This window comes from Actinomadura harenae, assembly GCF_003696215.1.
Taxonomy (GTDB): domain Bacteria; phylum Actinomycetota; class Actinomycetes; order Streptosporangiales; family Streptosporangiaceae; genus Spirillospora; species Spirillospora harenae.
The window spans coordinates 53,900-66,395 of record NZ_RFFG01000045.1 but is presented as its reverse complement, the minus strand read 5'-3'; the positions used below and the strand labels follow the sequence as shown (position 1 = coordinate 66,395).

General features: G+C 73.5%; 11 protein-coding genes and 1 pseudogene. 2 read left to right on the top strand and 10 right to left on the bottom strand.

Features of this window, described 5'->3' with window-relative positions:
* From EBO15_RS24070 to EBO15_RS24060, 3 genes and pseudogenes are all read right to left on the bottom strand, one after another.
* Nucleotides 1-739, bottom strand: a pseudogene (locus EBO15_RS24070) (hypothetical protein); the annotation flags it as partial.
* Nucleotides 740-922: 183 nt separating this feature from the next.
* Complete coding sequence (locus tag EBO15_RS24065) at nucleotides 923-2,011, bottom strand: Zn-dependent alcohol dehydrogenase (protein WP_122196702.1); 1,089 nt, start codon at nucleotides 2,009-2,011, stop codon at nucleotides 923-925.
* A gap of 92 nt (nucleotides 2,012-2,103) precedes the next feature.
* Nucleotides 2,104-2,295: a ferredoxin gene (locus EBO15_RS24060; protein WP_122196712.1), complete on the bottom strand. Its 192-nt coding sequence runs from the start codon at nucleotides 2,293-2,295 to the stop codon at nucleotides 2,104-2,106.
* A gap of 311 nt (nucleotides 2,296-2,606) precedes the next feature.
* Between EBO15_RS24060 and EBO15_RS24055 the strand changes: the two genes are divergently transcribed.
* Nucleotides 2,607-3,239, top strand: a complete 633-nt coding sequence (locus EBO15_RS24055) for a class I SAM-dependent methyltransferase (RefSeq protein WP_122196711.1) — start codon at nucleotides 2,607-2,609, stop codon at nucleotides 3,237-3,239.
* A 123-nt stretch (nucleotides 3,240-3,362) separates the two neighbouring features.
* Here the strand turns inward: EBO15_RS24055 and EBO15_RS24050 are convergent, their stop codons facing one another.
* From EBO15_RS24050 to EBO15_RS24025, 6 genes are all read right to left on the bottom strand, one after another.
* Nucleotides 3,363-4,499, bottom strand: a complete 1,137-nt coding sequence (locus EBO15_RS24050; RefSeq protein ID WP_122196701.1) for a glucosidase family protein — start codon at nucleotides 4,497-4,499, stop codon at nucleotides 3,363-3,365.
* A complete protein-coding gene (locus EBO15_RS24045) occupies nucleotides 4,489-5,256 on the bottom strand; it encodes a class I SAM-dependent methyltransferase (protein ID WP_199744771.1) in 768 nt (255 codons plus the stop codon). The genes EBO15_RS24050 and EBO15_RS24045 overlap by 11 nt, the downstream gene beginning before the upstream one ends.
* 112 nt (nucleotides 5,257-5,368) lie before the next feature.
* Nucleotides 5,369-6,661 (bottom strand): glycosyltransferase family 4 protein, encoded by a 1,293-nt coding sequence (locus EBO15_RS24040; protein WP_122196699.1) that lies wholly within the window; start codon nucleotides 6,659-6,661, stop codon nucleotides 5,369-5,371.
* A gap of 249 nt (nucleotides 6,662-6,910) precedes the next feature.
* Nucleotides 6,911-8,155 carry a cytochrome P450 gene (locus EBO15_RS24035; protein ID WP_122196698.1) on the bottom strand — a complete coding sequence of 415 codons (1,245 nt, stop codon included), beginning with the start codon at nucleotides 8,153-8,155 and terminating at the stop codon, nucleotides 6,911-6,913.
* Between the two features lie 290 nt (nucleotides 8,156-8,445).
* The gene (locus tag EBO15_RS24030; RefSeq protein ID WP_378238955.1) at nucleotides 8,446-9,483 is read right to left on the bottom strand and encodes an MBL fold metallo-hydrolase; all 1,038 of its coding nucleotides are present in this window, start codon (nucleotides 9,481-9,483) and stop codon (nucleotides 8,446-8,448) included.
* A gap of 1 nt (nucleotide 9,484) precedes the next feature.
* Nucleotides 9,485-10,645 (bottom strand): steroid 3-ketoacyl-CoA thiolase, encoded by a 1,161-nt coding sequence (locus tag EBO15_RS24025; RefSeq protein ID WP_122196697.1) that lies wholly within the window; start codon nucleotides 10,643-10,645, stop codon nucleotides 9,485-9,487.
* A 124-nt stretch (nucleotides 10,646-10,769) separates the two neighbouring features.
* Between EBO15_RS24025 and EBO15_RS24020 the strand changes: the two genes are divergently transcribed.
* Nucleotides 10,770-11,708, top strand: a complete 939-nt coding sequence (locus EBO15_RS24020; RefSeq protein ID WP_122196696.1) for a hypothetical protein — start codon at nucleotides 10,770-10,772, stop codon at nucleotides 11,706-11,708.
* On the opposite strand, the gene EBO15_RS24015 is transcribed toward EBO15_RS24020, so the two are convergent.
* On the bottom strand, nucleotides 11,695-12,465 hold the full coding sequence (locus EBO15_RS24015; RefSeq protein WP_122196695.1) for a MerR family transcriptional regulator: 771 nt from the start codon (nucleotides 12,463-12,465) through the stop codon (nucleotides 11,695-11,697). The genes EBO15_RS24020 and EBO15_RS24015 overlap by 14 nt on opposite strands.
* Between the last annotated feature and the right edge of the window lie 31 nt (nucleotides 12,466-12,496).

The window sequence follows — 12,496 nt, the reverse complement described above, 5'->3', positions numbered from 1 at the left end:
CGCCCGGTCGCGCGAGGGAGCCGCCGCGCCGGGTGCGGTCGTGCGCCCCGGCGCCGCCCGCGGGCAGGACGGGCAGCGCGCCGTCCCGCGTCGGGCCGATGACGACGGCGTTCTCGACGCGGACGCGCATGCCCTCGAGCGAGGTGTAGAACGCGAGCGGGTCGGACGCGGGGGCGAAGGCGCGGTCGGTCTCGGCGTCGCGCGGCGCGGACGGGAACGAGGCGGGGGCCCTGCGTCCCCGGGGCCCGCCGAGCACGACGGGCGGCGGAAGCGGCTGGCCGTGCGAGGACACGACGGTCTCGGACGCGTCGATCTCGGTGCGGCTCAGGTTGGACGAGCCGGGCCCGCCGGGCCGGAACTCGCTGACCCGCCCGTCCACGCGCACCGCGTCGCCGGGCTGGACCCGGGGACGCGTCCGGGTGAACACGAAGATCCCCGAGGACGCGGGGCTCTTCTTCCTGGACGCCACCGGGTCCTGCATCCAGAAGCCGGAGTCGGTGACGGCCGTGACGACGCCGCCGACGCCGGTGACGTTGCGTCCGCTCAGCGGGGAGACGTGCCCGGCGCCCTGGACGTCACGGATGCGGGCGCTCACCGGGGCGCCCGGATCGGCGTGCGCGGCAGGCGCCGAGAGCGGGGACGGTGCGGCGAACAGCGAGGCGGATGCCGCGAGCGGCACGGAGAGCACCGCCCCGGCGGCGATCGCCGCCACCCGTCCACCCGCCGCTGACCTGGTCAACCACGCTCCACAGTTCCCGTTCGCCCGACCGTGCCAGCATGACACGTGGATCGATCTTCACGATAGCCGTCGGCCGGAACTCTCAGCGCGCCCTCATCTTCGGGACGAACCCGGCGCACCCGCGTACGCCCGCCCCCACCGGATCGGTGTGGGCGGGCGTGCCGCCGGGAGGTCTCGTGCGGGTCAGTCGAAGAGGACGACCTGGCGGATCACGTCGCCCCTGGTGAGGGCCTGGACGGCGTCGTTGAGGTCCTCGAACCGGATGCGGCGGCTGATCAGGCCGTCCAGGTCGAGCTTCCCGGCGCGCCACAGGTCGACGAACAGGGGGATGTCGCGCTTGAGGTCGCAGCCGCCGTACAGCGACGACTTGACGTTCTTGCCCTCGAACAGCAGCGAGAACGCCGACATCTTCCAGTCGTCGTCCGCGGCGCCCGCGCCGACGACGATCACGTCGCCGCCGCGCCGGGTGAGGTTCCACGCCGTGGTGATCGCCGACGACTTGCCGACGACCTCGAAGACCTGGTCGAAGCCCTGGCCGAGGGTGAGCAGGCCCTTGGTCTCCTCGAGGTTCTCCAGGGTCGCGGTGTGGGTCGCGCCGAACTGCTTGGCGGCCGGGTGCTTGGCCTCGTTCGGGTCGATCGCGAGGATCGTGGACGCGCCGCAGATCCGGGCGCCCTGGATCACCGACAGCCCGACGCCGCCCGCGCCGACGACCGCGACCTTCGAGCCGGGCCGGACCTTCGCGGTGTGGAAGGCCGCGCCGACGCCGGTCGGGATGCCGCAGCCGAGCATCGCGGCGTACTCGAACGGAACGTCCTCGGCGATCTTGATGACGCCCTGCCAGGGGAGGACGACCTCCTCGGCCCAGGTGCCCACGCCCGCCATCCCGAACGCCGGGGTGCCGTCGCCGAGCTTGAACCGCGGCTCGGAGAACGCCGCGCCGATGAAGCCCATGCACAGGTAGGGCTCGCCGCGCAGGCACTCGGGGCAGACGCCGCAATCGGGCGTCCAGTTGACGACGACGTGGTCGCCGGGCCGGACGTTGGTGACGTGCTCACCGACCTCCTCCACGACGCCCGCGCCCTCGTGGCCGATGATCGCGGGCGGGACGGACGGCAGCACGCCGGACATCGTGGACAGGTCCGAGTGGCAGACCCCGGTGGCCTTGACGCGCACCTTCACCTGGTCCGGACCCGGATCGACGGTGGTCACGTCGTCCCGGAGGTCGAGTTCCTTGTCGCCGACCGCGTGCAGTACCGCGGCACGTGCCATGTGACGCCTCCACAGTGAGGAAGGACGCCGGGCCCGGGCACGGGCGGCGGCGTCCCGAGGGGTGGGTGGGACGGGGGTCGGCGATCGGGGCGCTACTCCTCGAGGGTCAGCGCCGCCTTCGGGCAGGACCGCACCGCGTGCCGGACCTTGTCCGCCAGGGCGGCCGGCACGTCCTCGCGCAGGATGACCAGCTCGTCGTCGTCCGTGAGGTCGAAGACCTCCTCGGCGATGCCGACGCAGACGGCGTTGGCCTCGCACACCAGCGGATCGACCGTCACTCTCATCGCGATCTCCGTTCCCTTGCCGGTGGGCGCGCGGAGGGCCAACATACCGAATGCTGTTCGGCAGGGGCCAGGGGCCGGACGTCCCGCCGCACCCGCCCACGCGGAAAGTAGAACACGTTACAGTCTGGTCCCACAAGACCCGGCGGACCGGATACAGTGCGCGGCGGAGGAGATCTATGAGCGACTCAACGGCGTCCACCCCCGCGGGGACGACCATCACCTTGGCCGCCACCCCGGCCGAGCCGCCCGCCGACGCGCCCACCGGCGCATCCACCGACGCGCCGGACGGCGTGCCGGCCGACGTTCCGGACATGCCCGCCGACCTGCTGCGGATCGCCCGCGGGGCCAAGGGGTTCATGCCGGACGACGAGGGCCGCGCCCTGTACGAGACCGCGCACGCCTACGGCGCGAGGTTCGGCGCGGACGCCCCGCTGCTGGAGATCGGCTCGTACTGCGGCAAGTCGGCCGTCTACGTCGGCGCGGCCGCCCGGCTGACCGGCTCGACCGTCGTCACCGTGGACCACCACCACGGCTCGGAGGAGAACCAGGCGGGCTGGGAGTACCACGACCCGTCCCTGGTCGACCCGTGCACCGGGCGGATGGACACGATGCCGTCCTTCCGGAAGACGATCTCCGCCGCGGGCCTGGAGGACGTCGTCGTCGCCGTCGTCGGGACGTCCCGGACCGTCGCGGCGTTCTGGCACGCCCCGCTCGCGCTGCTGTTCATCGACGGCGGCCACGCCGAGGACCTCGCCCAGGCCGACTACACCGACTGGGCCCACCACGTCGCGCCCGGCGGCGCGCTGGTGATCCACGACGTGTTCCCCGACCCCGCGGACGGCGGCCAGGCCCCGTACCACGTGTACCTGCGGGCCCTGGAGTCCGGCGACTTCGAGGAGCGCCGCGTCGTCGGCTCGCTGCGCGTCCTGGAGCGCGTCTCCTGACCGTCCTCACGGCCGTTCCCATGGCCGTTCTCACAGCGAAGGCTCCCGTGCGCGCGGCGCACGGGAGCCTTCGCTGTAACGGGTTCTAGTCGCCGCGGAGCAGGTGCCCCGGGCCCGGCGCCGTCAGCGGCGGGTGCGGACGGGGTTGGCGAGCTGCCGCGGCACGAGCGCCGCGCAGCCGCACGCCGCCGGGTCGGACGGCGCGGACGGCCCCAGCGGGCGTCCCGCGATCTCCTTGAACAGCCGGGCGCCGGGCGACGCGTCCGCGAGGACGTCGGCGGCCAGGACGACCGCGGCGGCCGTGTAGGTCGAGCGGTCCCCCGGGAAGTGGCGCCGGTTCTCGAACTGCCAGCCCGTCCAGTACGAGCCGTCCTCGTGCCGCAGGTGCTGGACGGTCGCGAACAGCTCCACGGCGCGGTCGCGGTCGCCCGCGGCGTCCAGGGCCATGACCAGCTCGCACGACTCGGCCGCGGTGACCCACGGCTGGTCGGACACGCAGCGGCAGCCCAGGCCGTCCACGACGAAGGCGTCCCACTGCGCGGCGAGGCGCTCGGCCGCGGCGTCGCCCCGGACCGGGCCCGCCAGGACGGGGTAGTACCAGTCCATCGACCAGCGGGACTTGTCGGCGAACGCCTCCGGGTGGACGGCGACGACGTGCCCGAGCTGGTCGGCGGCCAGCTCCCACTCCGGCTGCGGCTCGCCGAGGCGCTCGGCGAGCGCGACGGCGCAGCGCAGCGACTGGTAGACCGACGAGCAGCCGGTCAGCAGCGCCTCGTCCGCGACCGAGCCGTCCTCGTGCCGGATCCACGTGATCTCGCCGCGCCGGGTGCGCAGGCCGAGGGTGAAGTCGATCGCGCGGCGCACCGTCGGCCACATCGCGCGGGCGAACGCCTCGTCCCCGGTGACCAGCAGCTCGTGCCAGACGCCGACCGCGACGTAGGCCGCGTGGTTGGACTCGCCGCCCGGCTCGGTGACCTCGCCGAGCACCCACTTGGCGGGCCACGACCCGTCCGGGCGCTGGACGGACGCCAGCCACGCGTACGCGCGCCGGGCCTCGTCGCCGAGGCCCGCGACGGTCAGCGCCATCGCGGCCTCGACGTGGTTCCAGGCGTCCACGTGGCCGGGCACGCCCTCCACCGGGGAGAACCAGGGGATCGCCCCGGACGGCTCCTGCTGGCGGGCGATGCTCCGGGCGGTCGCGACCATGTCGGCCGAGGTCACGACGCCGTCGACGGACGGCGCCGGGACCTCAGACCGCATCCGCGGTCTCCCGGTCCGCCGGCTTCTCGGCGGGCTGCGAGGGCTGCGAGGGCTTGGTGACGTAGACGACGACGCTCTTGCCGATGACCGGGTTCAGCGCCTTCTCGGCGAGCCGGGTGGCGAGCGGGCGCTTCATGATGTCCCAGACGAGCACCTGGTGGTAGGCCTTGGCCAGCGGGTTGCCGTCGTTGTTCACGCCGACCGCGCACTTGATCCACCAGTACGGGGCGTGCAGGCCGTGCGCGTGGTGGTGGCCGTCCACCCGGAAGCCGGTGGACTTGAGCTTGGCCTCCAGCTCGGCGCGCGTGTAGATGCGCACGTGGCCGCCGGGTGCGGTGTGGTAGTCCTCCGACAGCGCCCAGCACAGCCGCTCGGGCAGCCAGGACGGGACGGTCACGGCGAGCTGCCCGCCGGGCTTGAGCACCCGCAGCAGCTCGCGCATCGCCCGCATGTCGTCGGGGATGTGCTCCAGCACCTCGGACGCCACGATCTTGTCGAAGTGGTCGTCGGGGAAGGGCATGGTCAGCGCGTCGCCCTGGACGGTCTCGGCGGACGCGTCCTCGGAGACCTCGCCCTCCAGGCGCATCGCGCCGAACATCGTCTCGACGCCCGCCAGCTCGTCGGCGTCGAGGTCGAAGGCCACGACGTGCGCACCCCTGCGGTACAGCTCGAAGGCATGCCGTCCGGCGCCGCACCCCATGTCGAGGACGCGCTCTCCGGGGGTGACGCGGAACCGCTCGAAATCCACGGTCAGCAGGGTCGTGCTCCTTCCGTACTGGGGACCTCCCGAGGGGAGCGGTCCCACCTCCGTACCCGCGCGGCGGCCGGCATGGGCCGGGCCTCAGGCGTCGCCGCCGCGTGGGCCGCCGCTACTTCCGCGCGGCCTTCCGCAGGTACTCGTGCTGGGTGATCGCCTCGCGGTAGTGGGCGACGGTGGCCTGCGCCACCGCCCGCCACGCGAACCGCTCGCGCACCCGGGCGAGTCCCGCCTCGCTCCACCTCGCCCGCTCCTCGGGGGAGTCGTGCAGGCGGCGCAGGACGGCCGCGAGTTCCTCGACGTCGCCGGGCTCGACCAGGATCCCGGCGTCGCCCACCACCTCGGGCAGCGCGCCCGCGCGGCTGGCGACCAGCGGGGTGCCGGACGCCATGTGCTCGACGGCGGGCAGCGAGAAGCCCTCGTAGCGGGACGGGACGACGGCGATCTCGGCGGACGCCAGCAGGTCGCCGAGCTCGTCGTCGCTGATCCCGGACACGAACCGGACCCGGTCGCCGAGCGCGAGCTCCTTGACGAGCCGCTCGGTCGGGCCGTCCTTGGTGGGGCGGGACACGACGACGACGTGGACGTCCCGCTCGGTGGCGAGCTTGGCGACCGCGCGCAGCAGCACGTCGACGCCCTTGATCGGGGCGTCCGCGCTGGCCATGGCGACGATCCGGCCGGGGACGCGCTCGGTGAGCGGGCCGCGCGGGTGGAAGACCGAGGTGTCCACGCCGAGCGGCAGGATCTCGATGTCGCGCGGGTCGACCTTGAAGTCCCGGACGATGTCGATCTTGGACGACTCCGACACCGTGAGGACGGTGCCGATGCGCCGCGCGACCTGCGACTGCATGGTCACGAACCCGTACCAGCGGCGCTTGCCGAGCTTGGCTTTCCAGTCCTCGGCGGCGTCCAGCTCGATCTGCCGGTCGACGCTGATGGGGTGGTGGATGCTCGTGACGAGCGGCAGGCCGAGGCGGGTGATGCCGAGGTTGCCGAGGCCGAGGACCTGGTTGTCGTGCGCGACGTCGAACTCGCGGCGGCGGCGCCGGAGCTCGCGGAGCACGCGGATGCTGAAGGTCAGGGGCTCGGGGAACCCGCCGGTGCGCATGTGCGCGAACTCCAGCACGTCCACCCAGTCGCGGAACTCCTCGCGCGCCGGGGTGCGGAACGGGTCCTCGTCCCGGTACAGGTCCAGGCTGGGGATCTTGGAGAGGGCGATCTCGTCGCGGTCGAGCTCGGGGTAGGGCTGGCCGGACAGGATGTCGACCGAGTGCCCGAGGTCGACCAGCTCCCGGCTCAGGTGCCGCAGATAGACGCCCTGGCCGCCGCAGTGCGGTTTGCTCCGGTAGGACAGCAGCGCCACGCGCAGCGGCCGCTCCCCGGCCCCCGCCCCCGCCTCAGTCACGACCGCCCCAGCCCACGCGCCACTCCTGTCCGTCGGGTGGACGCCGGGGCCGTCTGCCGCACCGGCATCTCGAACGCCTGTCGTCCTGAACTAGACCTTAGCTTCCGCACGTTACCGGAGAGTTCAATATTGGGCACTGTGTCCAAAAGTGTTTCGAAAAGCACATGAACGGCCAGGCAGGGACGGGTCCGCAGGGTTCGCCCGTCCCTGCCCGAATCTCGCTCGGTTTCGGCGGTCGCCGGGGGTGCCTCAACGGCCCGACGGCGTGAACCGGACGGGCATGTCCTTGATCCCGTTGACGAAGTTGGACCGCAGCCGGCGCGCCGGGCCCGCCGGGCGGATGTCCGGCATCCGGGCCGCGATCGTCCCGAAGACCATCCGCAGGTTCATCCGGGCCAGGTGCGTCCCGAGGCAGAAGTGCGGGCCGCCGCCGCCGAACCCGAGCTGCGGGTTCGGGTCGCGGGCGATGTCGAAGCGGAACGGGTCCTCGAACACCCGCTCGTCCCGGTTCGCCGACCCGTAGAACAGGACGACCTTGTCCCCGGCGCGGATCCGCGTGCCGCCGAGCTCGGTGTCCTGCGTCGCCGTCCGCCGGAACTGGTTGATCGGGCTCACCCACCGGACGATCTCCTCGACCGCCGTGGGCAGCAGCGCCGGGTCCGCCTTCAGCCGCTCCCACTGGTCGGGGTGCTCGAACAGCGCCTGCATGCCGCCCGCCGTCGCCGTCCGCGTGGTCTCGTTGCCCGCGATCGACAGCATGAGGACGAACAGCTGGAACTCCTCGACCGTCAGCGTGCCGCCGTCCGCGTCCGGCTGGACGAGCTTGGTCGCGATGTCGTCGCCGGGCTCCCGCAGCCGCCGCTCCCGCAGCCCGGCCGCCCAGTCCATGAACTCGGCCGCGCACGCGATCGACTCGGTCTTGTCCCCGATGAACTCCGGGTCGTTGAACGCGACCAGCGTGTTCGACCAGTGGAAGACCTTCTCCCGGTCCTCCGGCCGCGCGCCGAGGATCTCGCAGATCGTCGCCAGCGGCAGCGGCGCGGCGAACCTCTCGACGAAGTCGCACTCGCCGAGCGGCGCGGCCGCGTCGATCAGGTCGTTGCAGATGTCCCGGATGTGGCCCTCGAGCTTCTTGATCATCCGGGGCGTGAAGCCCTTGTTCACCATGGACCGCAGCCGGGTGTGGTCCGGCGGGTCCTGGAACAGCATCATCTGCCCGTACAGGGCGATCTCGTCGTCGGTGAACTCCTCGAACATCGCCGTCCGGGTGTGCGAGGAGAACAGCTCGGGGTGGCGCGACACCCACGTGACGTCCTCGTGCCGCGTCACGGCCCAGAACCCGGCCACCGCCGGGTTCGGGTCGGCGTGCCAGTGCACCGGATCGTGGTCGCGCAGCCACCGGAAGCGCTCGTGCGGGATGCCGCCCGACTCGTACACGCCGGGGTCGATGACGTCGATGGCGGGCAGGTCGATCGTGCCGGTCTCAGAGGGCATGGAGAGATCCTTCGCCGGGGTGGAGGGCAGGAGCCGGCGACCGGTCGCGCCGTCGCGGTCGCGGAGGGGTGTTCGTGATGCGGGCAGTCGTCGATGACCTCTGGCCTGCGAGGACGTGCGTGCACACACGTCCGACCAAGCCCTTGCTTGGTTCGCTGGGCCTAGGGCGATTCTCACATGAGACTCGAGTCTCATCAAGGGTCTAGCCCGCAGACCAATATGTGCTCTGCGCCACGTTTGGCCCCGCGGCCCCGGCGGCCCTGCGGCCCCGCCTTCAGGCGGCCCGGCGTTCAGGCGGTCGTGTAGGTGAGGGGGTCGGTGGTGGCGCGGCGGGCGCGGCCCCGGCGTTCGAGGACGCGGAGGTGCGCGGCGGCCTCGGCGGCGGCCATCTGGCGGGACTGGAGGGCCATCGCGGGCCAGGGCTCGCGCCAGGTGAGCGCGGCCGTGAGGCGCCAGAGGGTGCGCGGTTCGCCGGTGAGGAGCGCGGCGAGCTCGGTGAGGCGGGTCTCGTGGTGGGCGGCGATGTCGCGGGCGCGTGCGGCCAGCCCCCGGAAGCGGAACTGGTGGGCGGGGAGGACCTCGTCCGCGGGCAGGTCGCCGACGCGTTCGAGGGAGGCCAGGAAGTCGCCGAGCGGGTCGGTGTCGGCGCGGTCGTACGGGTAGAGGCCGATGTGCGGGGTGATGCGGGGCAGGACGTGGTCGCCCGTGAAGACGCGCCCGGCGTCCTCCAGGTGCAGGCAGAGGTGGCCGGGGGAGTGGCCGGGCGTCCAGATCGCGCGGAGTCGGCGGGCGGGGAGGTCGACGAGGTCGCCGTCCTCCAGCTCGCGGTCCGGCTGCGCGGGCGGGTCGATGTGGCGGCGGCGCGGATGCTCGGCGAGGTCGCCGTCGTCCGCGCCCGCGCGGCGGAGGGAGTCGGCGATCCAGGCGCGTTCCGCGTCCCGCTCGACCATCGCGCGGAACGCGCGGACGATCGCGGCGTCCGCGCGGTGCATCGCGATCCACGCGCCGGACGCCTCGCGCACGCGGCCCGCGAGGCCCGCGTGGTCGGGGTGGTGGTGCGTGACCACCACCCCGTGGACGTCCGCGACGTCCATGCCGAACGCGGCGAGACCGGCGGTCAGGGCGTCCCAGGCGTCCTCGTGCTCCCAGCCCGCGTCCACGAGGACGGGCCCGCGCGGGCTCTCCAGCGCGTAGACCAGCGTGTACGCGAGCGGATTGCCCGGGATCGGCACCGGGACGCTCCACAGGCCGCCGCCGAGGTCCTCCGCGTCCGGACGTCCGCCAGGGGCTTCGCGGCCGTCAGAGGCGGGCACGTCAGGGGCGGGCACGTCAGAGGCGTTCGAGGATCGTGGCGGTGGAGAGGGCGCCGCCGCAGCACATGGTGACGAGCGCGGTCCCGGCGTCGCGGCGTTCGAGCTCGTGCAGCGCGCTGGTGATCAGGCGTGCGCCCGTCGCGCCGACGGGGTGGCCGAGCGCGATCGCGCCGCCGTTGACGTTGACGGTGTCCATGTCCGGTTCGTGCACCGACGCCCAGGACAGGACGACGCTCGCGAACGCCTCGTTGATCTCGGTGACGTCCATGTCGCGCATCGACATCCCGCTGCGGTCGAGGACGCGCCGCGTCGACTGGATCGGGCCGTCCAGGTGGTAGTACGGCTCGGAGCCGACGAGGGCCTGCGTCCTGATGCGGGCGCGCGGACGCAACCCGAGCGCGCGCGCCTTCGCCTCGTCCATCACCAGGACGGCGGCGGCGCCGTCGGAGATCTGCGAGGACGACCCGGCGGTGTGCAGCGCGTCCTCGCCCATGACCGGCTTGAGCCTGGCGAGCCCCTCACGGGTCGTCTCGCGGAGGCCCTGGTCGCGGGTGACGGTGCGGGTCTCGCCGGTCGGGCGGCCCTCGGCGTCCAGGACGGGCGCGTCGAGGGGCGCGATCTCGCGTTCGAAGCGCCCGTCCGCCCACGCCTTGGCGGCGAGCTGCTGCGACCGGACGCCGAACGCGTCCACGTCGTCGCGGGTGAGGCCGCGCCGCTTCGCGATCCGCTCGGCGGCCTCGAACTGGTGCGGCATGTCGATCGACCAGTCGTCCGGGCGCGGCTTGGCGGGCAGGACGTTGCTGCCGAGCGGCGAGCGGCTCATGACCTCGACGCCGCAGCCGATCGCGACGTCCACGGCCCCGGCCGCGACCTGCGCCGCCGCGAGGTGGACGGCCTGCTGCGACGATCCGCACTGCGCGTCGAGCGTCGTGGCGCCCGCCTGCCAGGGCTGCCCGGAGTAGAGCCAGGCGTAGCGTCCGACATGCCCGCCCTGCTCGCCCGCCTGGGTCACGCATCCGGCGAAAACCTGTTCCACTTCGGAGCCGTCCAGTCCGGCCCGCGTGAGCAGCGCGTTGAGCGCGTGCGCGAGAACGGCCTGCGCCTTGAGACCGGCCAGCCAGCCGTTCCGCTTGCCGAGCGGCGTGCGGACCGCCTCCACGATCACCGGGGTGCCCATCCGCGACTCCTCACTGGAATGACGTTCGGACTTAGACTGTAACGTGTTCTAGTTTTGTCCGGTAGGGCGTGCGCGCGCGGGCCGCTCCTTGCGGCGCCCGGACCGGTGGGGAACGATCGGCCTCATGCCGGACGAACTGCCGCCCTTCGACGACGACTTCATCGCGGGCGCGTCGATCTCCGAACCGTCCGCCCGCCAGCGCGCGCGGCGGCGCCGCCGCCCGCGCCTCCGGATCCCGCGACCGCCGCGCCGGTCCGGCGGCGAGACGATGGGCTACCTGAAGGCGTCCGGGCTGGTCGGAGGGGTCGTGCTGGTGCTCGGCGCCGCCGCGACCGGGATGTGGTGGCTCGGACGGGACGACGCGTCCAAGCCGTCCTCGACGACGCTCCGCCTGGCGAGCCCGGCGCCCGCGCCGTCCGACTACTTCGCGGGCAGCCCGGCCGCCGCCTACCAGGACGGCGAGGCCGGGATCGCCATGCCCGCCGCCCAGGCGATGGCCGGTCTGACCAGCACGGACGTCGAGGCGGCCTACGCGCGCATCAAGCGGATCCTCGTCGCGGCCGACCTCGACCCGGCGACCGTCTACGCCGGTGACGTCAAGCCGCTCGCGGCCACGCTCGACCCCGAGCAGGCCAAGGGCCTGTCCTCGCGGCGGGTCTGGACGAACGCGTTCGCGCCCGGCTCGGCCGTGGCCGCGACGCCGACCGTGAAGGTCCACGGCACGGTCACGCCGTCCGCGGCCAAGGACGGCCTGAGCGTGCGGACCGACCACAACTTCGTCTACGCCGTCCACCCGCCGCAGCGCGCCGACCTTGTGCAGCGGGTCGTGGTGCGACGGTCGGTCACGTTCACGGTGACCCGCGACGGCGGCGACGTGCGCGTGTGGATCAGCCAGATGGGACGTAGCGCCGCGCCCGCGCCCTGCATGTCCACCGACGGCTGGATCCACCCCACCTACCCCGGCGACCCGGGCGGCGGCGGCACCTCCCAGACCGAGGACCCCTACGACATGTCGCAGCCGCCGGTCTTCGACGGCGGCTGCCGCCAGGTCACGGGCACCTGACCCGGACGAGATCGATCATGAGCCGAAGCGCCCTCGCCTGCGCCGGGCTCAGGCCGCCGGGCACCTCGTCCAGCCAGGACGCGTCGCCCGGCTGCTCGCGCATCATCGCCGCCATCTCGTCCGGGACGTGCGCGGCGAGGTCGCGGGCGAGCTCGCCGACGCGGGGGTCGTCCGCGTCGGCGTCTGCCAGGGCGTCCAGGCGGGCGTAGAGGGCCTCGGCCATCGCCTGCGCCTCGGCGTCGGCGAGCGGTTCCAGCATCGCGGCGACGCGGTCGCGGTCCGCGTCGCCGGCGACGGCGTCGACGAGGGTGAGCATCTCGCGGTCGAACTCGGCGAACCGCGAGCCGGGCCGCGAGCCGGACCCGTCCGGGAGGACGTTCAGCACCGCGGCCATCCGCGGCGACACCGCCGAGTCGGGGCCGAGGTCCGGGTCGGCGAGGAGCTCGGCGAGGCGGTCGCGGCGCTCGGCGATGTCCCGCTGCTGCGCGGCGAGGTCGGCGTCCAGCCCGGTGAGGATCTCCCTCAGCTCGCCTCCCGTGCCGCTCCCGCCGACTGCCAGCACGTCGCGGATCTCGTCCAGCGACAGCCCGAGTCCGGCCAGCCGCCGGGCCCGGGCCAGCGCCACCGCGTCCCTCAGGTCGTACTCGCGGTAGCCGTTCGCGCGCCGCGTCGGCTCGGGCAGCACCCCGGTGCGGTGGTAGTGGCGGACGGTCCGGGTGCTCACGCCGACGATGCCGGCCAGTTCTCCGATGCGCATGAGTCCATGGAAGACCTTGACGCCGCGTCAA

Excerpts from the sequence above, each read along its gene's own strand:
- EBO15_RS24020 (WP_122196696.1), top strand. The coding sequence starts at position 10,770 with ATGCCGGACGAACTGCCGCCCTTCGACGACGACTTCATCGCGGGCGCG.
- EBO15_RS24050 (WP_122196701.1), bottom strand. The coding sequence starts at position 4,499 with ATGCGGTCTGAGGTCCCGGCGCCGTCCGTCGACGGCGTCGTGACCTCG.
- EBO15_RS24055 (WP_122196711.1), top strand. The coding sequence starts at position 2,607 with ATGCCCGCCGACCTGCTGCGGATCGCCCGCGGGGCCAAGGGGTTCATG.
- EBO15_RS24035 (WP_122196698.1), bottom strand. The coding sequence starts at position 8,155 with ATGCCCTCTGAGACCGGCACGATCGACCTGCCCGCCATCGACGTCATC.
- EBO15_RS24015 (WP_122196695.1), bottom strand. The coding sequence starts at position 12,465 with ATGCGCATCGGAGAACTGGCCGGCATCGTCGGCGTGAGCACCCGGACC.
- EBO15_RS24025 (WP_122196697.1), bottom strand. The coding sequence starts at position 10,645 with ATGGGCACCCCGGTGATCGTGGAGGCGGTCCGCACGCCGCTCGGCAAG.
- EBO15_RS24065 (WP_122196702.1), bottom strand. The coding sequence starts at position 2,011 with ATGGCACGTGCCGCGGTACTGCACGCGGTCGGCGACAAGGAACTCGAC.
- EBO15_RS24060 (WP_122196712.1), bottom strand. The coding sequence starts at position 2,295 with ATGAGAGTGACGGTCGATCCGCTGGTGTGCGAGGCCAACGCCGTCTGC.